We start from the raw sequence: 24,069 nt of genomic DNA on the forward strand, positions 1-24,069 counted from the left end.
TTACCTTATATATAATATTACAGCCCCAGCCAGGCCTTCAGATCGGCAAGATCCTCCGCCACATGGTCCAGCGGCAGGCCGCTGGCTTCAAAGTCCTGCCGGGTGGTGGTGCCGTTGAGGACGGCACAGAAGTGGGTGCCCGCCCGGTGGGCCGTCTCTGCATCAATGAGGGTGTCCCCGCAGTAGAGCACCTCCTCCGGCTTCAGGCCCAGCTCCTGGATGGCCGCCAGCAGCCCCTGGGGGTCCGGCTTAGGCCGATCCACCTTGTCGCCGCCGGTGAGGGACACCAGGTACTGCCGCACCCCTCTGGCCTCCAGTACAGCGGTCAGGGTGTCGGTCCGCTTGGTGCTCACCACGCCCGCCGGGATGTTTGCTCCCTTCAGGGCGGAGAGCAGCTCCGCCGCACCGGGGAAGAGACGGGTCACCTCCACCTGGAGGGGGGCCGCCTTCTCGGTGTACAGCTGCCGGAAGCGGGCCCGCTGCTCCGGCCGGTTGTCCCCGGTGAGGGCGGTGTAGCCGTCCTCCAGGGTCATGCCCACGGTGTGGCGCACCGCCTCCCGCTCCGGCTCCGCCAGGCCCATCTGTGCAAAGCCATAGCGGAAACCGGCCACGATGGCATCGGTGGCATCTCCCAGTGTATAGTCAAAGTCAAAAAATACGCCTCGAAAACCCATGGTTCCTCCAAAATCATTCATATTGCTTCCGCCCCGTGGTGCTGGGAATGTGCAGCTCGTCCCGGTACTTGGCTACCGTGCGCCGGGACAGAGGGCAGCCCTGGGCGGTCATCATCTCACACAGTTTCTGGTCGGACAGAGGCTTTTTCTTGTCCTCTCCGGCGATGAGCTTTTTCAGCAGAGCCTTGGCCGCATCGGGAGAGGCGGCGTCCTGGCTGCTGGTACCCAGGCTGCGGGAGAAAAAGTAGCTCAGGGGATAGACGCCCATGGAGCACTGGATGTACTTGTCCTTCACCGCCCGGCTCACCGTGGACTCGTGGACGCCGATGCGCCCCGCCACGTCGGCCAGGGACATGGGTACCAGGTGGCCCGGCCCCTGCCGGAAGAAGGCCTCCTGCAGCTCCAGAATGCAGCTGGCGCAGGACATAAGAGTGGAGCGGCGCTGCTCGATGGCATGGACCATCCACTTGGCCTGCTTCACCTTCCCGGTCAGGTAGTCCTTTACCTGCTGATCGTCGCTCTCCTTCAGCAGGCGGGTGTAGTACCCGCTGATCCCCAGGGTGGGGAAATAGTAGTCGTTGGTCAGCAGCTCAAAGTGGTCGGGAAAGCTGACCACAATGATATCCGGATTGATGTAGGTAAGGTTCTCCCGGGCGGCAAACCCGGTGCCCGGCCGGGGATTGAGGGTGCGGATATGCTCGCAGGCGGCCCGCACCTCCTCCGGGGTGGCCTTCAGCTCCCGGGCAATGAGGCCGTAACGGCTCTTGGACAGGGCGTCCAGCTGGCTCTCCACAATACGCACCGCCAGTTCATCCACCGGGGTGCGGCGGATCAGCTGGAGCTTCAGGCACTCGGACAGATCCCGGGCGCCCACGCCGGCGGGCTCCAGGGACTGTACCGCAGCCAAGGCCTGCTCCATCACCTCCAGCGTCCCGCCGTAATCGGCGGCCAGCGCCTCCATGGGCTCATCCAGCCAGCCGTTGGCGTTGAGGCTCTCCACCAAAAAGGCGCCCGCCTCCATCACCTCCGGTGGCAAGTCCAGCACCTTCAGTTGGGAGAGCACATAATAATAGAGGTTGTCCTCCTGGTCCTCCATGGTGCCGTAGTTGCCCAGCCGGTCGTCGTCCTCCTCGGTGTCCTGCTGGTGATAATAGCGGTTCTGGGGGTCGGTGGACTCCAGCCACTCCAGCTTGCGGCGAAGCTGATCACCCTCGTCCGCCCGGTCGTAGCGCTCCTCCGGCTCCAGCACGGGGTTTTCCTGGACCGCCTCTTCAATATACTCCAGCAGCTCCTGAGACCCCATCTGCAGGATCTCCATGGACTGCATCATCTGGGGAGAGAGGGTCTGTATCTGCTTCTGTGTCAGGTTCAATTCCAAGGTAACTTCCTCCCTTCGCCCATTTTCGCGGTTTCTCGGAAGAAAGTATATCACGGAACCGGCCCGGATTTCAACATCTCACCCTGTAGAAATATCACGCCTCGGGCTTCAGCAACTGCCCCGCCCCATAGCGCAGGCAGCGGCGCAGCCTGGTCTCTCCCCGCTTGATATTGCGGGATACCGTGGACTTGTCCACGCCGGTGAGCTCGGCGATCTGCCGCATATTGAGCCCCTTCTCATAGTAGAGCAGCATGCACTCCCGCTGCCGTGGAGTCACATCCTCCTGGAGCGCCAGCATCACGTTGCGGCGCAGACGCCCCATCTGCTCGGCGTTGTCCTCTGACATGGCCTGGGTATAGACCGCCATATCCGCCGCGAAATCCTTGCCCCTTCTATACCGTGTACCGGACATTGCAGTGATACCCCCTGTCGTAGTAGCGCTCACACAGCACCGCCAGATCCCGGGCCTCCCGCCACATGGTCTCCAAATGGCGGATCCGCTCCTCCAGCAGCCGGCGGCTGTGCTCATCCGTCTCCACGGTCTTCCGGCCCTCCAGCAGCCGCACCCGCTGGCGCAGGCTCTCCGCTCCCGCCCGATATTGTACCGATAACTCCTGTAGTGTCATTCCACGTCCCCTTCTCTCTGTCTCTTCGCTCCGCCAGGCAGCATGAGCATACCTCCTGCTCTTCGCCATACAGCTCCCCGCCGCAGAGGCGGCACCATCCTGCCGGCGGCGCCCGCTGCACGTCCCGCAGCGGCTCTGTCCATACCCGTGGCCGGATACCCACTCCTCCTCCAAAAATTTTTTAAAAAAATTTCTGCAATCCGCTTGACAAATCGTCTTCTCTCTGATAAAATAACATTCGCTGTGGACGAGCTGGTCTGCTGGTGTAGCTCAGTTGGTAGAGCAGTTGATTTGTAATCAACCGGTCGGGGGTTCGAGTCCGTCCACCAGCTCCATCAAGTTCATATGGAGGAGTTCCCGAGTGGCCAAAGGGGGCAGACTGTAAATCTGTTGCGATTCGCTTCGGTGGTTCGAATCCACCCTCCTCCACCAAAAATGTCTCGCCAAGCGGCGGGGCATTTTTTTATGTTCCTCGTCCCCAATCAAGCTGCCTCGCCGTCCGGCGAGGCTTTTTTGTTCCTCCGCGAACCTCCCTTCCCCGCTTTTAATCTCCGATTGGTGATGAACTTATCCAGATATGGAACTTTCGTTCCATTGCACGGCTATAATAACACCAAACGGAGATAGAAGTCAATCATTTTTTGTCGAAGCATGTTGTGTTTGGTGATAAAGTGTGGTAGAATAGACCCACAAATTGGACAGGAGGGAAAACGGTATGGAGCAGGAGAGCACCTTCGGCGCCCGTCTGCGCAGCCTGATGGAGGAGTCCGGCCTCAGCTACGAGCAGCTGGGGGACCGGCTGAATATGAATCCCCAGACCCTGAACCGCTATGTCCTGGGCCAGCGTGAGCCCAAAATCGGTACCGCCGCCGCCATTGCCCGCTCCCTGGGGGTGGACCCGCTGTGGCTGCAGGGGTTCAATGTCCCCCGCCAGCCTCCCTGCCCCGCTCACCGGGAGCCGGTGGTCCCCATTCTGGGGGTCATCCGGGCAGGCACCCCCATTCTGGCCAGCCAGCAGATCGAGGGCTACGCCGCAGCCGACGTACCCGACCCGGAGGAGCACTTCTATCTGCGGGTGACCGGCGACAGCATGATCAACGCGGGTATCCGGGATGGGGACCTGGTGCTCATCCGGCGGCAGTCCACAGCGGAAAACGGCCAGATCGTGGCCTGCCTGGTGGACGGCGAGGACGCCACCCTGAAGCGCTTCCGCTGCCAGAAGGAAATGGTGATCCTCCAGCCGGAAAATCCCGACTATGAACCCAAGATCATTCCCCTGCGGGACTTTGAGCAGGGGGTGGCCCGCATCGTCGGCGTAGCCGTCAAGCTGGTGCGGGAACTCTGACAAAGGAGCGATACCATGCTGACCGATGACTGGATGCTGCGGCAGGTGGACGGGCTGGCCCGTTCGCTGGCCAAGCTGGTGCTGAAAAAGGACTCCCCCGACTACCTCCCCACCGGCGCGGAGGAGGACGCCGCTCTGGATGCCCTCCACCTCCGTCTGGTAGAGCTGCTGGCCGCCGGTGATGTGGGGGGCGCCGAGGACCTTCTCTTCCAGGAGAGCGACTGGAACGACCTGCGCTATCTGGAGGTGGCGGTGGACTTCTATACCCGGGCCAATACCCTCACCGATGACCAGCTGGACCAGGCCGGCTTTGACCGGCAGGAGCTGCAGGAGGGCCTGCAGGAGCTGGCCCAGCGCTATGGCGTGATTTTATAACAAGGAGGACCACTTCATGAAGATTTGCCTCTCTCAGATCTCCGAGACTCCCCTGCCCCAGTTCAAGGGGGGCGAAAAGACCACCTACAGCCGGTTTGTGGACGACTGCGTCAACCGCATCATGGTAAACCGCCTGGAGCCGGGCGCCTCCATCGGCCTGCACACCCACACCGGCAACAGTGAGGTCATGTACATCCTCTCCGGCAGTGGAAAGGCTATCTGCGACGGCACGGAGGAGCAACTGGCCCCCGGCGACTGTCACTACTGCCCTCAGGGCCACTCCCACACCCTGATCAACGACGGCACCGAGGACCTGGTCTTCTTCGCCGTGGTGCCTCAGCACGGCAACTAAAAAACAGCAAAAAGCGGCGGACGCGATGCGTCCGCCGCTTTCTTATTACTCCTGCTTGTATTGCTCCAGCTCCAGCTGGTCCCGGATCTCCAGACCCCGCTCGCCGGCCAGGCCCTCCACATGGTGGGTAAACTCATGGGCCAGGGTGGTGTACAGCTCGTCCTCCCAGTCCTCCTCGGTCCAGTCCTCCTGCTCCGCCAGGGCGGCAAAGGAGCCGTAGTAGAGGTTGATGTACCGGCCCATCATGTCGTTGCAGTACTCCCCCATAATGTAGAGGTCCTCCCCGGTGGGGTCCTCCACCGCCTGGGGAAGCAGGGAGATGCCGCCGTTCAGATCCTGGTAAAATTCCTCCGGGAACTCCTCCGCCATCTGGTCCAGCAGGTCGCCCGCCTCATCAAAGCTGAGGATCATACCGCTCCCTCCCTGGGCTTCTTCATGGTCAGGGAGATGCGCTTCTTCTTTTCATCCACATCCAGCACCCAGACGGTGACAATGTCCCCCACGGCGCACACCTCGGAGGGGTGGCGCACTCGGCGGTTGGAGAGCTGGGAGATGTGGACCAGCCCGTCCTGGTGGACGCCGATATCCACAAACACACCGAAGTCGATGACGTTGCGCACCGTGCCGGTGAGCTCCATCCCCGGCTTCAGGTCCTTCATCTCCATCACGTCGGTACGCAGGATGGGCTTGGGCAGCTCGTCACGGGGGTCACGGCCCGGCTTGAGCAGCTCCTTTACGATATCGTCCAAGGTGGGCAGGCCCACGCCGCAGGCCTCCGCCGCCTTCTCCCTGCCATAGGCCTTCACCCGGTCGGCCAGCTCGCCGATGCTCCCCGCCGCCACGTCCTTCAGGGTGTAGCCGCACAGCTCCAGCAGCTTCTGGGCCGCCTCGTAGCTCTCCGGGTGGACGCCGGTGTGGTCCAGCACATTTTTGCTCTCCGGCACCCGCAGGAAGCCGGCGCACTGCTCAAAGGCCTTGGGACCCAGCTTGGGCACCTTGAGCACCCCCTTCCGGGTGGTAAAGGCGCCATTCTCCTCCCGGTACTTGACAATGTTCTTGGCGGTGGTGTTGTTCAGGCCCGCCACATAGGCCAGCAGGGGCGCGGAGGCGGTGTTTAAGTCCACACCCACCGCGTTGACGCAGTCCTCTACCACACCGCCCAAGGTCTCGTCCAGCCGGGCCTGGGGCATGTCATGCTGGTACTGGCCAACGCCGATGGACTTGGGATCGATCTTCACCAGCTCGGCCAGGGGGTCCTGGAGCCGCCGGGCAATGGACACAGCAGAACGCAGGTTTACGTCATAGTCGGGGAACTCCTCGGCGGCCAGCTTGGAGGCGGAATACACCGAGGCCCCCGCCTCGTTAACAATCATGTAGCTCACCCCGCCCCCCAGCTTGCGGATCATCTCCACCGCCATCTGCTCGGTTTCCCGGCTGGCGGTGCCATTGCCGATGGCGATGTGGGCTACGCCGTGCTTGCGGATGAGCTTGGACAGAAGGTCAATGGCCTCCTGCTTTTTCTTCTCGTTGAAGGTGGGGTATACCACCGCCGTGTCCAGCACCTTGCCGGTGCCATCCACCACCGCCACCTTGCAGCCGTTGCGGTAGCCCGGGTCCAGGCCCATGGTGACAAAGCCCTTCACCGGGGGCTGCATGAGCAGGGGCTTCAGATTGAGGCCAAACATCTTGATGGCCCCTTCGTCGGCCTGCTCAGTGAGCAGGTTCCGCATCTCCCGCTCCACTGAGGGGAAGATGAGCCGGTCGTAGGCGTCCTCGGCGGCGGAACGCACAAAGGCCATGGCAGGAGCGCCGGGATTGAGCACCCGCCGCCGGATAGGGATGAGGGCGGTCTCCCGATCCATCTCCACGCCTACCTTCAGCACCTCTTCCCGCTCGCCCCGGTTGATGGCCAGGATCTGGTGGCCCTGGAGGCGGTTGAGCGGGGACCGGAATTCATAATACAGCCGGTACACCGTGTCCTCCGGCTCCTTGGCTGCCGCGGCAGACACCAGATAGCCCTTCTTCCACACCAGCTCACGCAGCAGCTTGCGGATATCGGCATCATCAGAGATGCGCTCGGCAATGATGTCGCTGGCGCCCTGGAGGGCCTCCTCCGCCGTCTCCACACCCTTCTCCGGGTCAATGTAGTCCTCCGCTGCTGCCTCCGGCACAGGGCCGTCCATGGCCTGAGCGAAGAGCAGATCGGCCAGGGGCTCCAATCCCTTCTCCTTTGCCATGGTGGCCCGGGTGCGCCGCTTCTGCTTGTAGGGGCGGTACAGGTCCTCCACCTCTGCCAGGGTGGCCGCTCCGTCGATGGCGGCGGCCAGCTCTTCGGTCAGCTTGCCCTGGTTCTCGATGGCGGCCTTGACCTCCTCCCGTCGCTTGTCCAGATTGCGCAGGTATTGCAGCCGGTCGGCCAGGGTACGCAGGGTGGTGTCGTCCATCGCCCCGTGGAGTTCCTTGCGGTAGCGGGCGATAAAGGGAATGGTGTTGCCCTCATCGATGAGGTTCACCACGTTCTGAATGTATGTCTCCTTCTGGCCCAGTTCTTTGGCCAGGATCTGAATAATTGTGTCCATACGGTTCTCCTTTGCACAGGATTGTAACCAATATTTTACCCGTTTTTGGCCAGCAAGTCCAGCGCATCTCCTTGCTTTCTCCCGCTGTTCTATGTAAGATCAAAGAGAAAGAAGGGGGAACGCCGCCATGAATCAACGCCTACATGAAATCGACCAGGCCATCGAAGCCCTGACCGCCGCCCAGGCACGCCGGAAACAGCTGACCGCCCAGATGGACGAGTTATACCGCCAGCGGTGCGAGCGGCAGGCCCGGGTAGAGGAGACTGCCCGGATCTTCCGCAAAGAACAGGACGAGGTGGATTTGTTGGAAAAAGGGGGGCTTCGGTCCCTGCTGCTCTCCCTCACCGGGAGTAAAAAAGGGCGGCTGGACAAAGAGCGGCTGGAGGCCCTGGCCGCCAAATGCCAATACGACCAAGCACGCTCCGACCTGGATTATCTGGAAAACAAGCTAAACGACCTGATCCGGGAGCGGAATGAGCTGGTCTGCTCCCCCCAAAAGCTGGAGCAGCTGCTGTCAGAAAAGGTGGAACTGGTAACGGCCATGGGCGGCCAGCGCGGCGCCCGGCTGGCCCAGGTGGAGGAGCAGCTGCGGGAGCTTAATCGCCAGCGCAAGGAGCTGCAGGAAGCCATCTCCGCCGGAATGACCGTAAAGCGTCTGCTGGGCCAGGTCCAGGACGATCTGGACGGCGCCCGCAGCTATGGTACCTGGGATATGCTGGGGGGCGGTGTCATTGCCACTGCGGCCAAACACGACTGGCTGGACAGCGCCCAGTCCACCATCCGGGCCGCCCAGCGGGCTCTGTGCGATTTCCGCACCGAGCTGGCCGACGTCAGTGATCTCCAGATCCCTAACATCCAAATCGGCTCTTTCGCCACTTTCATGGACTATTTCTTCGACGGCATCTTTTCCGACTGGTTTGTCCAGTCCGGCATCAAAAAGGCCCAGGACCGGGTGTCGGAGGTACACTTGAATCTGATTGCCGTCCTCCGCACGTTAAATACCGCCGCTGAGGAGTTGGACAAGCGCCTGGCTCCGCTGAAAGCGGAGCGGGATGAGTTGCTGAACATCTAACTACAGCAAAAGGCCGGCCTGACGCAATGCGTCAGGCCGGCCTTTTTGATTTACATAGCCTCCCGGCTGGACATGGTGGCCAACCGGTACGCCGTGGTGTGCCGGTACTCCTTCCCTGCCCGCAGGACGGGGCTGGGGAACGCATTGTGGTGGATGGCGTCCGGCCAGCCCTGAGTCTCCAGGCAGAAGGCCGACCGGGGACCATACACTGCCCCGTCCTTACCGGGGTTGCCATCCAGGTAATTGGCCGTATAGAGCTGGAGGCCGGGCTGGGTGGTGTAGCACTCCAGGCACAGCCCGCCGCCCACCACACGGGCAGCCAGTCCCAGAGAAGACACCGGCAGGGTACTCAACACAAAATTGTGGTCGTAGCCGTTGCCCAGAGTCAGCTGGGGGTGCTCCATGGCCAGTCCCTGGGTAAACTCCCGAGGGATGCGCAAATCAAAGGGGGTTCCCTCCACCGCCAACAGCGCACCGGTGGGGGTACTGTTTGCGTCGTTCTCGGTGATAGCGCTGGCATAGACCTGCACCCGCTGTCCCTCCAGGGAGCCGTGGGCGTGGCCCATCAGATTGAAATAGCTGTGGTTGGTCAGGTTGCAGAGGGTATCCTTGTCGCTCTTAGCCCAGTAATCCAGGGTAAGTACGCCATCGGCAGTCAGATCATAGCTGACCCGCACCTCCAGGGTACCGGGGAAGCCCTCCTCCCCGTCGGGGCTGGTGTGGGAGAGCTCCAGCTTCCCCTCATGGATCCGGGCCTCCCATACGGCTTCATGGAAGCCGTGGATGCCGCCGTGGAGGCAGTTGGGCCCATTGTTTGCCGCCAGGGTGTAGTGCTCCCCGTTCAGATCAAAGGCCGCCCCGCCGATGCGGTTGGCCACCCGGCCCACCAGGGCGCCGAAATACTTGTCCTGCTTCTCGTAATCAGCCAGGGTATCGCATCCCAGCACTACATCCCGGTCCTCCACCTGAAAACTGCGGAGGATGCCGCCGTAGGTCAGGATTTTCGCCGTGTAGCCGCCTGCCACCGCGATCCACTGGTCCACCTGCTCTCCCTTGGCCGTCACGCCAAAGGGTTCTCTTGTCCATTCAGCCATCATGCAACGCCTTTCTCAGAGCGCGAAAGCCGCTGTTTTCCGCTCTGTCCAAGTATTGAGTTTTTATCATCATAACATATTTTGATACCCTTGCCAACCGCCACAATTTTGGCTACCTGGCGGTTACCTGTCGCCACCCAAACAGGCTGAATAGCCTGGGACACAAGGGATTATAGGATTCCTTTCAACTTGTTCCCTCTTCGTGGTCAAATCAAACAAGGAGGAATTCCAAATGAGAAACCTCAAGCGTGTTCTCAGCCTGGCTCTGGCCGCTCTCATGCTCATGGGCATGATGGTCGTTGGCGCTGGCGCTGCGAGCAAGGATTTCACCGATGCGGATGAAATCACCAATGTTGAGGCTGTCGACGTTATGGTCGCTCTCGGTGTGCTCGAGGGCGGCGATAAGGGCGACTTCCAGCCCAACTCCATCCTGACCCGTGAGCAGGCTGCTAAGATCATCTGCTACCTGCTGCTGGGCTCCGACTCTGCTGAGAAGCTGACCACCAACTACAGCATCTTCAGCGACGTGCCCGCCAACCGCTGGTCTGCCCCCTACATCAGCTACTGCGTGAACCTGGGCATCCTGGCTGGCGACGGCAACGGCCACTTCTATCCCGAAGGAAAGCTGACTGGCGTTGCTTTCGCCAAGATGCTGATGGTCGCTCTGGGCTACAACGCTGAGCGCGAGAACTTCATCGGCAACAACTGGGAGATCAACGTCTCCGCCCGTGCCATTGAGACCGGCATTGCCCCCAAGGGCCTGGTCCTGTCCGAGGAGCTGTCCCGTCAGGACGCTGCTCAGATGTCTTTCAACACTCTGAAGGCCACCATGGTGGAGTACCAGAATGACACCACCATCATCGTGGGCGGCACCACCGTTTCCACTGCCAGCAAGGCTACTCCCGTTGCTCAGGGCAACTACACCAACACCATGGGCACCGAGAACCTGCAGTTCGCTGAGAAGAACTTCCCCGATCTGAAGAAGATTGCTGACACCGATGCTTTCGAGCGTCCCGCCACCACCTGGCGCAACGGCAACACCGTTATCGGCACCTATGCCGACGCTGCTGACGTGTCCTACACTTCCTCTGTGAAGATCGGCACCATCTACAACGATCTGGGCCTGACCAAGGGCATCTCCAAGAAGGACGTTTCTCTGTATGTTGACGGCGCTTCCGCTTCCTGGAGCAACGACATCGTGAAGGGCGAGACCACCAAGGTTGGCGGCAACGGCGCTCTGACCGAGGTCTACTACGACGCTGACAACGGCGAGGCCACTGTTATCGTCACCAACACCTATGTTGCCAAGATCGCTGCTGCCCGTTCCGCCACCAGCACCAAGGACGCCTATGTTGTCCTGAACGTGTCTGACGCCTTCACCGGCCCCGGCGGCAACTACGAGACCGAGCAGTTCGCCAAGGGCGACATCGTGTACTACACCTACTCCTACAAGAACGGTGAGAAGGGCATCCAGTCCATGGAGCTGGCTGAGAAGGCCACCGGCAAGATGACCACCTACACCACCAGCGGCAACGTCACCGTGGACGGCACCAAGTATGAGGCCAACACCACTTCCGCTGACAAGATCGCCAACTTCGTGACCACCGTGGACAAGGGCTCCGAGGTCTCCGTCTACCTGGACGGCAACGGCTACGTGCTGTATGTTGACGCCGATGTGGAGGTCAACTACGCTGTCGTTCTGAACTATACCAGCAAGGCCGGCGATTGGAACGACACCGCCAAGGCTCAGCTGCTCTTCACCGACGGCACCACCAAGAGCGTCGAAGTTGCTCTTGGCGTGGATCCCACTGATTCCAGCAAAAAGCTGCCTGTCGTTGATGCGGACAGTGACGGAATTATGGATGACACCGTTACTGGTAACAAGCTGAACAAGTACGACATCGTGTCCTACACCGTGGACAGCGACGATGTGTACACCATCAACCTGGTGGCTGACAGCCAGACTGCTAAGGCCGGCGGCTCCTTCGTCATGGAGAACGGCTCCAACACCTTCAGCATCGTTGATGACAACAAGGCCAATGTGGCTGGAGGTAGAGCGACCCACTACGCCGACGGCAAGACCATCTTCCTGGTGGCTGATACTTCCGCCAAGAAGACCACCTACAGCGTCTATGAGGGCATCGCCAACATGCCCACCATCAAGCACGACGGCGGCACCGCTGGCAAGGCTACTGTCTTCATGAACAGCACCTCCAACAACAACCCCGCCACCGTGGTCTTCGTGGAGAAGAATGCCCGCATGAGCATGGCCAGCGACAACAAGGACGTCATCTTTGTTAAGGGCAGCAACGTGGGTACTTCCTACACCACCGACCTGGGCGCCTTCTATGAGTACGACGCCTACATCAACGGTGAGGCTACCACCATCAAGGTGGACACCAACAACCAGATGACCAAGGCCACCCTGCTCTACGGCCCCGTGTACAACAACAAGGGCGTTCTGACCGGCTTCGAGGACAAGGTTAACGAGGATACGGCCACCGGCAACGACGGCACCCTGTACTTTGCCACCACCACCGACTCCGTGGTGAACGACGTTGTCAAGCTGGGCGGCATCCCCTACGCCTACGAGAAGAACTGCAACGTGTACTTCATCTCCGTGGACGGCGAGCTGACCAAGAGCGACATCACCGCCATCACCGAGGATGACAACGATCAGGTCTTCTTCAAGCTCAGCGACAAGGGCCGTCTGACCGACGTCTATGTCAAGGTTGTAGACGCCACCGAGGGCGTGACTCCCGACGGCAACTACAACATGAGCGGCCTGGTTCTGCGTAAGACCGGCAGCGGTTCCAACTTCGCTGTTGACTTTACCAGCACCGACGCTCTGACCGCCGACATGAATGTTACCATCACCATCACCAAGAAGAACAACAACGAGGGTGATGCTCTGGTGGGCAACAAGACCCTGTCCGCTCAGCCTTCTGCTAAGCAGCGCCTGAACACCGGCATTGCGATCCCTGCTGCTGGCAACTATGTTGCCGTGGTCACCGTGACCAATGCGAACGGCCAGGTCCTGTGCACCGGCACTACTGCTACTACCTACGTCGCCCAGTAATTCTGGTCTGACTGTAACACAAAAAGAGGAGAGCCATTTGGCTCTCCTCTTTTTTATCTCCTTTTGAGGTCAAGTGTTGTTCCTTGACCAGTGGGCGCATTGGTGCGCCCCTGCAAAGCTCCGCAGGAGCCGACCTCTGTGTCGGCCCGAACCTCGCTGGAATATGACTGATACATTTATCTTGAAAATGAAATTTATAAATGTATTTGAGTGCTTACCACCGCCGTCCATACTCAGCGTCTGAGCCCATAGATCTGCACAGTGGAGCCTGCAAGAATGTGATATGAGGTGGACCCAAACCAAAAATTCATCGTGTCCAGATGCGTCGTTCCGGGCGCAAGGCTGGGGCACCGGTGTCCGGATAAACCGGGCATCGCGGTATCACTGTTGGAGGTAATGCCCAGCCGTACCATATAGAGTTTGGGCAGCTCCAGCAACAGCGTGAATTCGCATACGCCGAAGTTTTGCCGGTTCGGATCATTGAGCATCGGCACGTCGCCGCAGGAGGATCTGTCGTTGCCCGGCCCGTAATACCCACTCGTCAGGCCGTTGAGATGAAACGAGACCCACTGGTCTGTGTTGCCCTTCAAATGGGGGTAGATGACCAGCTTTTGATATTGTGCCAAGTCAATGTGTCGTACGTCGACGTCCCACTTTTGGCGGTCTGTTTCCAGCTTCACATCCAGCAGCTTGGGATAGGTCGTCTCTGCGGAGATCGTTCCCAGCGCGGTGTCGATCTTGGATAAATCCTGGTTGAAGTCGGTGCGCAGGAATTTGTCCTCCGGTTCCCACTGGTGGAGCTGATAATTAGGTGTATAGTTTGCCATGTACATTCCTCCTTGTTGTAGCTTTGGCGTTTCGCCACTATAGGGCGACATTGTTGCACCGGGGTAAAACCCGCGTTTCTTCCCGATGCAACAAAAAGCCCTTCCCCCCCATCCAGTGGGGAAAAGAGAAAACAAGGAGGAATACACATGGCAGACTATACCGAACACTATCAACTTCATCAATGGCAGCCCCAGGACCCGTTCCTTCGTACGGACTTCAACGAGGACTTGCAGAAGATCGACACGGCTCTGGACGGTTTGGCAGACAAGACCACCGCTGTGGAAACTGCCGTGGCTCTGTGCGGCAACTGCATACTCCATTATTCTACTTACGTGGGCACTGGCAGCGGAAAAACAGAGCTGACCTTTCCCGGCAAGCCAATGCTGGTCAACGTTATGGGTACAAACATATGGATGGTCGGTATCCAGGGCGTTGATGTGGGCATCTCAAAAAATGCAGGTGTTGGCGGCGGCTGGCAGGATGTCGTCTGGACGGGCAATACGGTTACCTTTGAAAGCAACTCCTCAGATATGACGGCACAATGCAATAACAAAGGCGAAACCTATACCGTAATATGTTTTATGATGGCAGATGAATAAATAAAAACCGCCTCGGGCTTATGCCCGAGGCGGTTTTGGGATTCTGATCAATCAACTAATCCAAGATTAGAAAATGTAGCCGGTGCCGCTGACAGTGTTATAAATGCCAGCCTCGCCAGGATTGTTGCTCTCCCAAGTCACAACGACCTGAACCTCAATCTCGGTGCCGTTCTTCACGGTGATACCGGGAACTGCCAGCTTGGTGGTCAGGTCACTGTAGTTCACAGTGCCCAGAGTCTGCTTGGCAGTGTACTCCTTGCCGTTCATGATCACGGTGTACTCAGCGACAGCGTTCTTCAGCACATAGCCATTCATCTCGGTGCAGGTGAAGGCGCTGAAGCCGATGCTGCCGTCAGCGTTGATCTTGGGGGTAACAGTGGCCTCGTAGTCACCCTTGATGACGGGCTTGTTGGTGCCGCTGTTGCCGGTCTCGTCGTTAGCGTCCACAACGATCACGGTGGTGGCGGCGCCGTCCTCGAGGATGGCGCTGACAGTGTAGTCGTACTTGCCGTCGGTCGCCTTGTTCAGCTGGGCCATGACGTCCTCCAGCTCCTTGACGCCGGTCTCGAAGGTGGTGGTGGTCTTACGGTCGTTGGTCTGGACCAGAACCAGCTTCACATTCTCGTCCACGAAGAAACCGGTGTCCTTGGTGGTGGTGACATACAGGGTGCTGCCCTTCAGCTGAGGCTCCTTGACCTCATCGGTGAAGGACTGGCTGTACAGCACGTTGTCCTCGGCATTGATGGACTTCTCCACGTAGTCAATGTTGTTGACATAGGTACCAGCGGTGGAGGAAGTGGCGGTGGTCAGATCCCAAGTGCCGATGTTGCCGGAAGCGGTCTCGGCGTTCACACCGATGACCTCGCCGTCAGCATTGTACTTCACCTGATACCAGTTGTCCTTCTTCATCTCGTCCAGGTAGGTCAGCGCGTCGCCGACTTCCTTGATCTCGATCTCCTCGCCGTTGGAGACGACCTTGCGGGTCCAGGTCCACTCGTCGGCGGTCTTGTCATAGGACTCCATGGCCACGCTGCCGCTGTGGACATAGACCAGGTTCTTGGAGGCGGCGTCATCCTCGCCCACCACGACGGAGGCGATGACATAGCCGTTGCTCTTGTACAGGGTGTAGGTGCCGCCGGGGCCGTAGCCGGTGCTCATAGCGCTCTTAACAGCAGCCTCGTCCATGGTGGTGAGGTTGGTGTTCTTCACGCCGGTGTTGACGGTCTCGACACCGCTGATGATGGTGGTCTTGGCACCGTTGCGGTCGGTGATGTTCTTCAGGTCAGCCACCAGGTAGACAGAAGAATCGTTGCCGTACACGCGCTTGTAGTCGCCGCTGGCAGCGCCAGTCAGGGAGACGTTCTTCTTGTTGATCTCCTTGTCGTCCACGTCCTCGTGGTACTGAGCCACCTTCACGCCGGAGGTGATGGAGCCAGCGACCTGCTTCAGGGTGTAGACGCCGTCCTTGTTCACGGTGTAGGTGAACCAGGTGTTGACGCGGGGATCCTGCTTCAGAGCGGTGTTGATGGCGGTGTTCTTGGTCATGTCGACCTCGATGACCTTGGAGGTGCCGTCCACAAAGATGGCGCTGGCGTCAGCGGTCTTGTTGGACAGGTTGCTGCTGCCGTAGTCCACGCCAGCGATAAAGACGTAGTTGTTGGGGACCTCCACCAGATCGATGCCGATCAGGTAGGACACGCCGCCCATGGTCACCAGATAGACGTTGTAGGTCACGTCCTTCAGGTTGACCTTGCTGTCGGTGTACTGGTCCAGAACCTCGGTGTCGTACATGGCGGTGCTGGCATAGCCGTACTTGGTGCCGTCCACGGTGACGCTGGAGCCGGTCTTGAAGGCGGTGATCTCGGTGTCAGCCAGGATCTCAGCCTTGTCAATGCTCTGGATCTCACCGTCGGCCACGGTCACCAGCATGGCGTCGCCGTCAACGACCTCGGCCACGTCGAAGTCCTCGCCGGAAACATCGAAAGAGGAAGTCTTGGCAGTATCCTTGATGTACTCGCCGCTCTTCTCGTCGATGGCGTACACGGTGAAGGAAGCCTCGTCCTTCTTCTCGCTGTAATCGCCGTCAGCGATGGCCAGGTAGGTGTTGATGATGGCGACGGTGATCTCCTCGTTGGAGGGATCCACGAACACCTGAGTCAGCACGGCGTCGTCGGTGGCGCCCACGCCAGCCTTGTTGTTCTTGTTCATCTGGGTGGCGTTGAAGACGTTGCTGTTGATCTTGTGATCGGTCACGCCGTCGATGGCCACGGTCAGGTCGTAGTCCTTGATGATGTTGGCGCCGATCAGGTCGTACAGGTCCTTACCGGTGACCTGAGTGGTGAACTCCTCTACCATCAGGTCGGAGTTGACATAGGTGCCGATGTCGGTCTTGCCATACACCCAGTTGGTGGAGGGACGGCCGAACACGTCCTTGACGTCCTTCTTCTTCAGGTTGGAGAAGTACTTCTCGGCGAACTGCAGGTTCTCCTGGTCCATGGTGTCGGTGTAGGGAGCCTGCTTCACAGCGGAGGCCTTGCCCACGGTGGACACGGTGGTGTCGCCGATGATGATGGTGTTGTCATTCAGGTACTCGACCATGGTGGCCTGCAGGGTGTTGTAAGCCATCTGGGCGGCGTCCTGACGGGACAGCTCGTTGGAGAGCACCAGGCCCTTGGGAGCCACGCCGGTGGCGATGGCAGCGGCGGACACGTTGATCTCCCAGTTGTTGCCCACATAGTGCTCGCGCTCAGCGGAGTAGCCCAGGCCAACCAGCAGCATCTTGGCGAAAGCCACGCCGGTCAGCTTGCCTTCGGGATAGAAGTGGCCGGCGCCGTCGCCAGCCAGGATGCCCAGGTTCACGCAGTAGCTGATGTAGGGGGCGGACCAGCGGTTAGCGGGAACGTCGCTGAAGATGGGGTAGTTGGTGGTCAGCTTTTCAGCGGCCTCCTCACCCAGCAGCAGGTAGCAGATGATCTTGGCGGCCTGCTCACGGGTCAGGATGGAGTTGGGCTGGAAGTCGCCCTTATCGCCGCCCTCGAGCACACCGAGAGCGACCATAACGTCGACAGCCTCAACATTGGTGATTTCATCGGCATCGGTGAAATCCTTGCTCGCAGCGCCAGCGCCAACGACCATCATGCCCATGAGCATGAGAGCGGCCAGAGCCAGGCTGAGAACACGCTTGAGGTTTCTCATTTGGAATTCCTCCTTGTTTGATTTGACCAGGAAGAGGGAACATCCTCTCCATGAGTCTGGCATTATCATAATCCATCAAATCCGTCCCGTCAACACCCCCGGCGCTTTTGTAACATAAGCGTAATCTTCGGGGTAACATGTGGAGAGAGTGGAAAGGAGCGGACAGATGGGTCAGCCCAGCAGCAGCTCGTAGACAGCGCCCTGGACGTAGTCGATGTCCTCAAAGGTAGTGAAGGGACCTACGGAGAAGCGGACGGTGCCCTGGGGGAAGGTGCCCAGAGTCTGGTGGGCCACGGGGGCGCAGTGGAGGCCGCAGCGGGTCTGAATGCCGTACTCCTGCTCCAGCCGGAAGGCCATCTCCCCGTTGTCCGCCTTGAGAAAGTCGATGGACACCACGCCGGTACGGCGGGCGGGATCGGTGGTGCCCAGCACCCGGATGCCGTCCTCCTCCAGCTCCATCATACGGGCCCACAGGTGGTCGGCCAGCTTATGCTCCCGGATGCGGAGGGCCTCCCCCTCCCGCTCCAGGTAATCCAGGGCTGCTCCCAGGCCAAAGACGCCGGGCAGGTTGAGGGTACCGGCCTCAAAGCGGTCGGGCAGGAAGGGAGGCATCTCCAGGGACTCGGACATACTGCCGGTGCCGCCGGAGAGCAGGGGGTCCAGGGCGGCCGCCAGGGCGTCGGTGACCACTGCCCCGCCGATACCCTGGGGGCCCAGCAGGCCCTTATGACCGGGGAAGGCCAGGCCGTCGATGCACATGGCGGACATATCCACGGGGATGGCCCCCAGGGTCTGGGCAGCGTCCACTAGGAAGAAGATGCCCCGCTCCCGGCAGAGGGGGCCTACCTGTTCAATGGGAAAGAGGGTACCGGAGACGTTGGAGCCGTGGCAGAGCATGACGGCCCGGACATCGGGGGTCAGCTTGTCTTCCAGTCCGTCCAGGATCAGCTCACCCCGGTCGGTGCAAGGCAGGTATTCCACGGTCACGCCCTGCCGCTTCAGCTGCTCCAGGGGACGAAGGACGGCGTTGTGCTCCATAGGGGAGGTGAGCACCTTATCCCCGGGACGGAGCAGGCCCTTGAGCAGCAGGTTGAGGGCGGCGGTGGCACCGCCGGTAAAGACCACGTTGCGGGGGCCGGGGCCGTTGACCAGAGCGTTGAGCTTCTCCCGCACCTCCAGCACCCGGCCTGCGGCGTCATAGGCCTGCTGGTAGCCGCCCCGGGCAATGTTGCAGCCGATGTCGGTAATAAAGTGGCTCATGGCCTCCCCCACGCCGGGGGCCTTGGGATAGGATGTGGCGCCGTTATCCAGATAGACGCTGCGCATGGCAGGTTCCTCCTGTCTCTACATTATATATAAGGTAAGGGGCGGGTAGATACCCGCCCCTTTCATTCAGATCAAGGTCTCCACCGGCAGGCGGACCCGGTAGTCCTCCCGCGCCATCCGGGGGATCAGACGGGAGAGCACGTCGGCGGTGGTGGCGCCGTCGTCCAGCATGACCCGGACGCTGACCTTCCGGCTGTCCAGGGCGGACATGAGGGCATTGGTACGGGTGGAGGCCGTACGGGTGTCACCGGTCTGGTCCACCTGGGGTGTCCAGACCGCCCAGCCGTCCTTCTCCAGGGCGGTGGTCACATCCTGGCCCGCTGTCTCCAGGTAGACGATGTGGGGTTTGACGCGCACCATCTGCTCCAGCAGGGCGGAGCCGGTGTCCAGCTCCTCCTCCACCTCCGACAGAGTGCCGCCCGAAGCGCAGAGGCCCACGGTATGGCCGCTGCCCACGATGCGGCGGAGCTGTTCCTCCTGACCGGCCATCTCCTCCGGCCGGAAGAGGAAGAGGGCGCGGGCCCCCTGGCTGTCCAGCTCATCCAGAATGGCGTCCAGTCCGCCGGAGCCGCTGCACAGCACGGAGAGGTAGACCGTCAGGGTACTGCGGGTGGGTTCCTCCACCGTGGTCTGGGTATTGGTGGGGGTGGGGGTGGTCTGGGTGGAGGGCTCGGGGGTGGAGGGGTTGAGCTGCTTCATGTAGCTGTTGTAGCAGTCCCGCAGGCCCCGCTCGCCGTACTGGATGAAGTCGCTGTTGCTGAGCCACTCCTGGCCGTTGGTGATGCGGATCAGGGTACCGTAGTTGGTGGGAATATAGCTGTACCGCAGGCCAAAGTAGCTGCACACCGACTTCAGGGGCACAAAAATCTGGCCGTTGCGGGACACCGCCCGCATATCCAGCTGCTGGCCGGAGCGGTCGGTACAGGTACCGGCGTTGAGGTCGAAGGTCAGGGTGGCGCTGAGGGAATAGAGCATCAGGTTGGTACCGTTCTCGCCCCGGACCTGTCCGTAGGACACGCCCAGGCTCACCCGGGTCACCGACGGGTCAAAGACGGTACAGGGGACATAGAGCACGCCGCCGATCCAGGCGGGCATGGCGCTCACCGGCAGCTCCACCAGCACGTCGTTTTCGGCCACCTGGTAGATCTCGATGGTGTCCGCCCGGGCGGTGCTCATCAGCGCGGGACCCAGCACCAGCACCGCTGCGCACATCAGCACCATCAGCCGCTTTTTCCAGCCCATACCGTCACTTCCTTTCTTATTTAGTGGTTAGGTAGTATTATATCATGCTTTGTCCCGCCGGTAAAGCGGCTTGCGCCCCTCCGCCGGGACTGGTATAATGGTGCCGGTTTTAATGGAATTTTAAGGAGGGCTCAATCCCTTCTTTACCGCGGGCGGGGTATACTGGTACCATGGAAAGGATGTGAGCCCATGGAAATCACACTGGAATTGGTGGACCGGTTACGCAAACGGGCAGACGTATCCTACGCGGAGGCCAAGGCCGTACTGGAGGAGACAGACGGCAACCTGCTGGACGCCCTGATCCTGCTGGAGCAGCGGGGCAAGATCCGCTCCGACGGCGGACAGAGTGCTCAATACTCCACCAAGTCGGGGGAGGAGACCGGGGCCCCCTCCTGGGAACCTCAGTCTAAAGATACGGATTCGGAGAAAAAGGTGGGCGTATTGTCCTACATCGGCCACTGTCTGACCGACAACCGGTTCGAGATCTGGCGGCGGGGGGTGTATACCGACTCCATTCCCCTGATCATCTTCGGACTGCTGGTCCTGCTGGCCTTCTGGATCACCCTGCCCCTGATGGTGATCGGCCTGCTATTCGGGTTCCGGTACCGGTTCGCCGGACCGGACTTTGACGACAACACGGTGAGCCAGGCGGTCAACCACGCCGCCGAGGCCATGGGGGACGCCATGGAGCGGGTGCGGGCCCAGGCCGAGCAGGCCGCCCACAAGAAGCAATCCAAGCAATGAGGTGATGTGTCATGGAGGAGCGTATCCTGCTGGTGGAGGATGAAGAAAAGCTGGCCCGCATGGTGGAGCTGGAGCTGAACTATGAGGGCTATCAGGTGGAAAAGGCCTTTGACGGCCGGACCGGGCTGGAGCTGGCCCTGTCCGGCCGCTTCGACCTGATCCTGCTGGACATCATGCTGCCCGCCCTCTCCGGCATGGAGGTGCTCCGCCGCCTGCGGCGGGAGAGCCAGGTGCCCGTCATCATGCTCACCGCCCGGGACACGGTGGTGGATAAGGTGTCCGGCCTGGACATGGGGGCCGACGACTATGTGACCAAGCCCTTCGCCACCGAGGAGCTGCTGGCCCGCATCCGGGCCGCCCTGCGCAAGCGCCCCGGCAAAGCCGAGCCGGACAGCCGTCTGTCGGTGGGGCCCCTGTCCATGGACGTGGACCGGCATCAGGTGACGGTGGACGGCAAGGAGGTGGCCCTCACCCGCCGGGAGTTTGATCTGCTGCACTGCCTGCTGGAGCACAAGGAGAAGGTGCTCTCCCGGGAGGAGCTGCTGGAGCAGGTATGGGGCTTCGACTTTCTGGGGGAGACCAACACCGTGGACGTATATATCCGCTTCCTCCGGACCAAGCTGGACGAGGCGTTCCATATCAAGCTGATCCACACCGTACGGGGTGTGGGCTATGTGATTCGGGAGGAGTCAGAATGAAGGTTTCCGCCATTGTTTACACCAGCAACACCGGCTTCACTGCTCAGTACGCCACCCTGCTGGCTCACCAGGCCGGGCTGCCCCTCCACCGGCTGGAGGAGTGTGATCTGTCCCGGGACACCCAGGTGCTCTTCCTGGGCTGGCTGTGTGCCGGGAAGATCCAGGGCCTGAAACAGGCCATGGGCCGTTTCCAGGTGGCGGGGATCTGCGCCGTGGGCATGGGGCCGGAGGCGGACACCACCAAGCTGGCTAGGGACAACCGGTGCGAGAGGCTCCCCCTCTTCTATCTGCTGGGCGGCTATGCCCCCGCCCGCATCAAGGGCAGATACAAGATGATGATGGCCATGATGAAGGCCATTTTGTCCAGAAAGACCGACCGTGCCTCCCAGAAGGCGGTGGAAGCCATTACCCGGGGGGCCGACTGGGTGGATGCCGCCCAGCTGGCGCCGGTGCTGGACTGGCTGGGAGAATAACCATCCATGGCCGCCAAGACCGCCCGGCCGCCCAGCCGTCTCAAGTCCTCCATTGTGGCCCGGCTCAATGCCCAGCTGTTCTTCCGGCTGCTGGGGATCTACCTCTTTCTGGATCTGCTGCTCATCCTGCTCTTCTGCGGCGGGCTGCTGGTGTGGTCGGAGGGGCAGGCCGCCCACATCGCCGCCCAGGTGGAGGAGCAAGGCCTACCCTCTCCGGAGGATGCGGCCTGGACCCAGGCCGCGGGCTTTACCCTCACCGACGGCGCCGCCCCCGCCCGAGGCTACTCCCTGCCCACCGTCCTCACCGACCGTCTGGACCCGCCGGAGGCCCCCCGCTTCTTTGAGCCGGGGGATCTGAACCCCGTGCGGCTGTTCAGCTTCCGCACCGGCGAGTCCACACGGTACACCATCCAGCTGGAGCGGACGGAGGGCCCCTACACCCTGACCCTGGACCTGACCCGTCCCACCCGCATCTTCTGCTTTGCCGCCCGGGTGGTGGTGTTCTGCCAGCTGGTCAGTCTGGTGCTCAACCTGTTCAAAAACGCCGGTACCATCCGCCGCACCCTGCGGCCCATTCAGGATCTGGCCGCTGCCGCCAGCCGTCTGGGCAGCTCCATGTCCCCTGAGGAACTCCAGGCCCTGGCGGGCAAGCTGGATGAGATCAACGCCAGCCATCTGGACCGGCGTATCCCGGTCACCGGCACCCAAAAGGAGCTGAAAACCCTGGCCCAGGCCATCAACGCCATGCTGGACCGCATCAACGAGGCCTACCGCTCCCAGAGCCGCTTCGTCTCCGACGCCAGCCACGAGCTGCGCACCCCCATCGCCGTCATTCAGGGCTATGCCAGTCTGCTGGACCGGTGGGGCAAGGATGATCCGGCCACCCGGCAGGAGGCCATTGACGCCATCCGCCAGGAGGCTGACTCCATGAAGGCCCTGGTGGAGCAGCTGCTCTTCCTGGCCCGGGGCGACAACGACTCGGTGCGCTTCCAGCCTCAGCTGTGCGACCTGACCGAGCTGGCCGCCGAGGTGCTGCGGGAGACCGAGATGCTGGACCAGACCCACCACTTTGCAGCCAAGTGGCTGTGCGCCGTGCCGGTGGTGGCCGACGAGGCCCTCATCAAGCAGGCCCTGCGCATCCTGGTGGACAACGCCGTCAAGTATACCCCGGCAGAGGGCCGCATTTCCCTGTCCGTGGAGGGAAAGGACGGCCTGGCCCGGCTGACGGTGGCCGACGAGGGCCAGGGCATCGACAAGGACAGCCTGCCCCACGTCTTTGACCGCTTCTACCGCACCGACGAGAGCCGCGCCCGCCAGACCGGCGGCACCGGCCTGGGGCTGTCCATCGCCAAGTGGATCGCCGACCGCCACAACGGCTGGTTTGAGGTGGTATCCTGGCCCGGCGTGGGCACCCGCTTCACCCTGGTGCTTCCCCTGGACCCCATGGCGTCCGCTCCGCCCTCCTAGCCTTTTCCCATCCCCGCTCCGGCGGGGATGTTTTTTTGCAAAAAGGCGGGAACTTTCTGCCAGCCGCCGCCGTCCAATAGAGCGATCACAAAAAATAACACAAAAGGAGTACATCCATGAATCATCGTTTTATCGCCCTGGCTCTGGCCGGGACCCTGACGTTTGGCCTGCTGACCGCCTGCGGCGGCGGCAATACTCCCGCCCCCGAGTCCTCCGCCCCCGTGGTGGAAAACAGCGCCTCTCCCCTGCCTGAGAGCTCCGCCCCCGTCACCGAGAGCCCCGACGCTCTGCCCGAGACCTCCGCTCCCGTGGAAGAGAGCGCTGAGCCCTCCACCGAGCCCTCTGCTCAGCCCACCGCTAAACCCACCACCAAGCCTACCGCTACCCCCAAGCCCACCACCAAGCCCACCGCTACTCCCAAGCCCACTGTGAAGCCCACTCCCACCCCCGAAAGCAAGCCTGAGACCAACGTTGTCCAGTCCGTGTGGAACGACATCTCCAAGCTGAGCCTGCCCAACCTCACCGCCATGGATGACGCCACCCTCGCCGCCATGTACGGCATCAACGCCTCCGACCTGGAGGAGTACATCTGCATGATGCCTCTGATGGGCGTCCACTCCACCGAGTTCTTCATCGCCGAGGTGAAGGACGGCAAGATGGACACCGTGAAGGCCGGCATCGCCAAGCGGCAGGCCGATCTGGACGCCCAGTGGTCCCAGTACCTGCCCGATCAGCATGAGCTGGTCAAGAACTACAAGCTGGTCACCAACGGCAACTATGTGCTCTTCGCCATCAGCGAGTATGCCTCTGATGCTGTGACCATCTTCAACAGCTATACAAAATAATTCAGATTTTTGGGTAGAATAGAAGTTGCACTCCCGTGCCGTACCCAGTATAATCATGTCAGCGCCCGGCAGGGCAAG

The 24,069-nt window shown here is 61.0% G+C and carries 22 protein-coding genes and 2 tRNA genes; 13 read left to right on the plus strand and 11 right to left on the minus strand.

The features are described from left to right. Positions 1–17: 17 nt before the first annotated feature. The 4 genes from J9789_RS08210 to J9789_RS08225 form a co-directional block, all read right to left on the minus strand. Positions 18–695, minus strand: coding sequence for an HAD-IA family hydrolase (locus J9789_RS08210; protein WP_245185149.1), 678 nt, complete (start codon positions 693–695; stop codon positions 18–20). Then, a complete protein-coding gene (gene rpoN, locus J9789_RS08215) occupies positions 688–2,052 on the minus strand; it encodes an RNA polymerase factor sigma-54 (protein WP_209344359.1) in 1,365 nt (454 codons plus the stop codon). Before rpoN ends, J9789_RS08210 begins: the two co-directional genes overlap by 8 nt. A gap of 94 nt (positions 2,053–2,146) precedes the next feature. Then, positions 2,147–2,419, minus strand: a complete 273-nt coding sequence (locus J9789_RS08220) for a sigma-70 family RNA polymerase sigma factor (protein ID WP_209344362.1) — start codon at positions 2,417–2,419, stop codon at positions 2,147–2,149. Between the two features lie 25 nt (positions 2,420–2,444). Continuing rightward, positions 2,445–2,678: a hypothetical protein gene (locus tag J9789_RS08225; protein ID WP_209344364.1), complete on the minus strand. Its 234-nt coding sequence runs from the start codon at positions 2,676–2,678 to the stop codon at positions 2,445–2,447. A gap of 259 nt (positions 2,679–2,937) precedes the next feature. Between J9789_RS08225 and J9789_RS08230 the strand changes: the two genes are divergently transcribed. From J9789_RS08230 to J9789_RS08250, 5 genes are all read left to right on the plus strand, one after another. After that, positions 2,938–3,013, plus strand: a tRNA-Thr gene (locus tag J9789_RS08230). 12 nt (positions 3,014–3,025) lie between these two features. Further along, positions 3,026–3,110: transfer RNA gene (locus J9789_RS08235), tRNA-Tyr, on the plus strand. Between the two features lie 283 nt (positions 3,111–3,393). Then, positions 3,394–4,023 (plus strand): LexA family transcriptional regulator, encoded by a 630-nt coding sequence (locus J9789_RS08240; protein ID WP_209344366.1) that lies wholly within the window; start codon positions 3,394–3,396, stop codon positions 4,021–4,023. 15 nt (positions 4,024–4,038) lie between these two features. Then, positions 4,039–4,398 carry a DUF6483 family protein gene (locus tag J9789_RS08245; protein WP_209344368.1) on the plus strand — a complete coding sequence of 120 codons (360 nt, stop codon included), beginning with the start codon at positions 4,039–4,041 and terminating at the stop codon, positions 4,396–4,398. 16 nt (positions 4,399–4,414) lie between these two features. Then, positions 4,415–4,750, plus strand: a complete 336-nt coding sequence (locus J9789_RS08250; RefSeq protein ID WP_209344370.1) for a cupin domain-containing protein — start codon at positions 4,415–4,417, stop codon at positions 4,748–4,750. Positions 4,751–4,795: 45 nt separating this feature from the next. Here the strand turns inward: J9789_RS08250 and J9789_RS08255 are convergent, their stop codons facing one another. Together J9789_RS08255 and J9789_RS08260 are read right to left on the minus strand one after the other, a co-directional pair. Further along, positions 4,796–5,161 (minus strand): metallopeptidase family protein, encoded by a 366-nt coding sequence (locus J9789_RS08255; protein ID WP_209344371.1) that lies wholly within the window; start codon positions 5,159–5,161, stop codon positions 4,796–4,798. Then, complete coding sequence (locus J9789_RS08260) at positions 5,158–7,329, minus strand: Tex family protein (RefSeq protein WP_209344373.1); 2,172 nt, start codon at positions 7,327–7,329, stop codon at positions 5,158–5,160. Before J9789_RS08260 ends, J9789_RS08255 begins: the two co-directional genes overlap by 4 nt. A gap of 127 nt (positions 7,330–7,456) precedes the next feature. Here J9789_RS08260 and J9789_RS08265 point away from each other — a divergent pair, with 127 nt between their 5' ends. Further along, positions 7,457–8,401, plus strand: coding sequence for a hypothetical protein (locus J9789_RS08265; protein ID WP_209344375.1), 945 nt, complete (start codon positions 7,457–7,459; stop codon positions 8,399–8,401). 50 nt (positions 8,402–8,451) lie between these two features. Here J9789_RS08265 and J9789_RS08270 read toward each other — a convergent pair whose 3' ends face one another. Then, positions 8,452–9,498 carry an aldose epimerase family protein gene (locus J9789_RS08270; RefSeq protein WP_209344377.1) on the minus strand — a complete coding sequence of 349 codons (1,047 nt, stop codon included), beginning with the start codon at positions 9,496–9,498 and terminating at the stop codon, positions 8,452–8,454. A gap of 229 nt (positions 9,499–9,727) precedes the next feature. On the opposite strand from J9789_RS08270, the gene J9789_RS08275 reads away from it, so the two are divergent. Continuing rightward, a complete protein-coding gene (locus J9789_RS08275; protein WP_209344379.1) occupies positions 9,728–12,574 on the plus strand; it encodes an S-layer homology domain-containing protein in 2,847 nt (948 codons plus the stop codon). A 233-nt stretch (positions 12,575–12,807) separates the two neighbouring features. On the opposite strand, the gene J9789_RS08280 is transcribed toward J9789_RS08275, so the two are convergent. After that, complete coding sequence (locus tag J9789_RS08280; protein ID WP_209344672.1) at positions 12,808–13,401, minus strand: hypothetical protein; 594 nt, start codon at positions 13,399–13,401, stop codon at positions 12,808–12,810. 147 nt (positions 13,402–13,548) lie between these two features. On the opposite strand from J9789_RS08280, the gene J9789_RS08285 reads away from it, so the two are divergent. Continuing rightward, positions 13,549–14,001 carry a hypothetical protein gene (locus J9789_RS08285; RefSeq protein ID WP_209344673.1) on the plus strand — a complete coding sequence of 151 codons (453 nt, stop codon included), beginning with the start codon at positions 13,549–13,551 and terminating at the stop codon, positions 13,999–14,001. Between the two features lie 66 nt (positions 14,002–14,067). Here J9789_RS08285 and J9789_RS08290 read toward each other — a convergent pair whose 3' ends face one another. The 3 genes from J9789_RS08290 to J9789_RS08300 all read right to left on the minus strand — a co-directional run bounded on the left by J9789_RS08290 (position 14,068) and on the right by J9789_RS08300 (position 19,764). Continuing rightward, positions 14,068–17,196 (minus strand): S-layer homology domain-containing protein, encoded by a 3,129-nt coding sequence (locus tag J9789_RS08290; RefSeq protein WP_209344380.1) that lies wholly within the window; start codon positions 17,194–17,196, stop codon positions 14,068–14,070. A gap of 171 nt (positions 17,197–17,367) precedes the next feature. Continuing rightward, positions 17,368–18,522 (minus strand): aminotransferase class V-fold PLP-dependent enzyme, encoded by a 1,155-nt coding sequence (locus tag J9789_RS08295; protein ID WP_209344382.1) that lies wholly within the window; start codon positions 18,520–18,522, stop codon positions 17,368–17,370. Positions 18,523–18,588: 66 nt separating this feature from the next. Then, complete coding sequence (locus J9789_RS08300; protein ID WP_209344384.1) at positions 18,589–19,764, minus strand: hypothetical protein; 1,176 nt, start codon at positions 19,762–19,764, stop codon at positions 18,589–18,591. Positions 19,765–19,953: 189 nt separating this feature from the next. Between J9789_RS08300 and J9789_RS08305 the strand changes: the two genes are divergently transcribed. From J9789_RS08305 to J9789_RS17295, 5 genes are all read left to right on the plus strand, one after another. After that, positions 19,954–20,508 (plus strand): ubiquitin, encoded by a 555-nt coding sequence (locus J9789_RS08305; RefSeq protein WP_209344386.1) that lies wholly within the window; start codon positions 19,954–19,956, stop codon positions 20,506–20,508. Positions 20,509–20,519: 11 nt separating this feature from the next. Then, positions 20,520–21,206, plus strand: coding sequence for a response regulator transcription factor (locus J9789_RS08310; RefSeq protein ID WP_209344388.1), 687 nt, complete (start codon positions 20,520–20,522; stop codon positions 21,204–21,206). Next, positions 21,203–21,679, plus strand: coding sequence for a hypothetical protein (locus tag J9789_RS08315; RefSeq protein WP_209344390.1), 477 nt, complete (start codon positions 21,203–21,205; stop codon positions 21,677–21,679). Before J9789_RS08310 ends, J9789_RS08315 begins: the two co-directional genes overlap by 4 nt. Before the next feature lie 6 nt (positions 21,680–21,685). Next, entirely contained in the window at positions 21,686–23,146 is a 1,461-nt protein-coding gene (locus tag J9789_RS08320; RefSeq protein WP_209344391.1) for a HAMP domain-containing sensor histidine kinase, read from the plus strand. Between the two features lie 116 nt (positions 23,147–23,262). Beyond that, positions 23,263–23,991: a DUF4358 domain-containing protein gene (locus J9789_RS17295; RefSeq protein ID WP_209344393.1), complete on the plus strand. Its 729-nt coding sequence runs from the start codon at positions 23,263–23,265 to the stop codon at positions 23,989–23,991. The last annotated feature ends 78 nt before the right edge of the window (positions 23,992–24,069 follow it).

The organism is Flavonifractor sp. AGMB03687, assembly GCF_017811815.1.
GTDB lineage: Bacteria > Bacillota > Clostridia > Oscillospirales > Oscillospiraceae > Flavonifractor.

Bases quoted from the DNA above. Each gene is read 5' to 3' on its own strand.
- J9789_RS08210 (WP_245185149.1), bottom strand. From the start codon at position 695: ATGAATGATTTTGGAGGAACCATGGGTTTTCGAGGCGTATTTTTTGAC.
- J9789_RS08220 (WP_209344362.1), bottom strand. From the start codon at position 2,419: ATGGCGGTCTATACCCAGGCCATGTCAGAGGACAACGCCGAGCAGATG.
- J9789_RS08225 (WP_209344364.1), bottom strand. From the start codon at position 2,678: ATGACACTACAGGAGTTATCGGTACAATATCGGGCGGGAGCGGAGAGC.
- J9789_RS08240 (WP_209344366.1), top strand. From the start codon at position 3,394: ATGGAGCAGGAGAGCACCTTCGGCGCCCGTCTGCGCAGCCTGATGGAG.
- J9789_RS08245 (WP_209344368.1), top strand. From the start codon at position 4,039: ATGCTGACCGATGACTGGATGCTGCGGCAGGTGGACGGGCTGGCCCGT.
- J9789_RS08250 (WP_209344370.1), top strand. From the start codon at position 4,415: ATGAAGATTTGCCTCTCTCAGATCTCCGAGACTCCCCTGCCCCAGTTC.
- J9789_RS08255 (WP_209344371.1), bottom strand. From the start codon at position 5,161: ATGATCCTCAGCTTTGATGAGGCGGGCGACCTGCTGGACCAGATGGCG.
- J9789_RS08260 (WP_209344373.1), bottom strand. From the start codon at position 7,329: ATGGACACAATTATTCAGATCCTGGCCAAAGAACTGGGCCAGAAGGAG.
- J9789_RS08265 (WP_209344375.1), top strand. From the start codon at position 7,457: ATGAATCAACGCCTACATGAAATCGACCAGGCCATCGAAGCCCTGACC.
- J9789_RS08270 (WP_209344377.1), bottom strand. From the start codon at position 9,498: ATGATGGCTGAATGGACAAGAGAACCCTTTGGCGTGACGGCCAAGGGA.
- J9789_RS08275 (WP_209344379.1), top strand. From the start codon at position 9,728: ATGAGAAACCTCAAGCGTGTTCTCAGCCTGGCTCTGGCCGCTCTCATG.
- J9789_RS08280 (WP_209344672.1), bottom strand. From the start codon at position 13,401: ATGGCAAACTATACACCTAATTATCAGCTCCACCAGTGGGAACCGGAG.
- J9789_RS08285 (WP_209344673.1), top strand. From the start codon at position 13,549: ATGGCAGACTATACCGAACACTATCAACTTCATCAATGGCAGCCCCAG.
- J9789_RS08290 (WP_209344380.1), bottom strand. From the start codon at position 17,196: ATGAGAAACCTCAAGCGTGTTCTCAGCCTGGCTCTGGCCGCTCTCATG.
- J9789_RS08295 (WP_209344382.1), bottom strand. From the start codon at position 18,522: ATGCGCAGCGTCTATCTGGATAACGGCGCCACATCCTATCCCAAGGCC.
- J9789_RS08300 (WP_209344384.1), bottom strand. From the start codon at position 19,764: ATGGGCTGGAAAAAGCGGCTGATGGTGCTGATGTGCGCAGCGGTGCTG.
- J9789_RS08305 (WP_209344386.1), top strand. From the start codon at position 19,954: ATGGAAATCACACTGGAATTGGTGGACCGGTTACGCAAACGGGCAGAC.
- J9789_RS08310 (WP_209344388.1), top strand. From the start codon at position 20,520: ATGGAGGAGCGTATCCTGCTGGTGGAGGATGAAGAAAAGCTGGCCCGC.
- J9789_RS08315 (WP_209344390.1), top strand. From the start codon at position 21,203: ATGAAGGTTTCCGCCATTGTTTACACCAGCAACACCGGCTTCACTGCT.
- J9789_RS08320 (WP_209344391.1), top strand. From the start codon at position 21,686: ATGGCCGCCAAGACCGCCCGGCCGCCCAGCCGTCTCAAGTCCTCCATT.
- J9789_RS17295 (WP_209344393.1), top strand. From the start codon at position 23,263: ATGAATCATCGTTTTATCGCCCTGGCTCTGGCCGGGACCCTGACGTTT.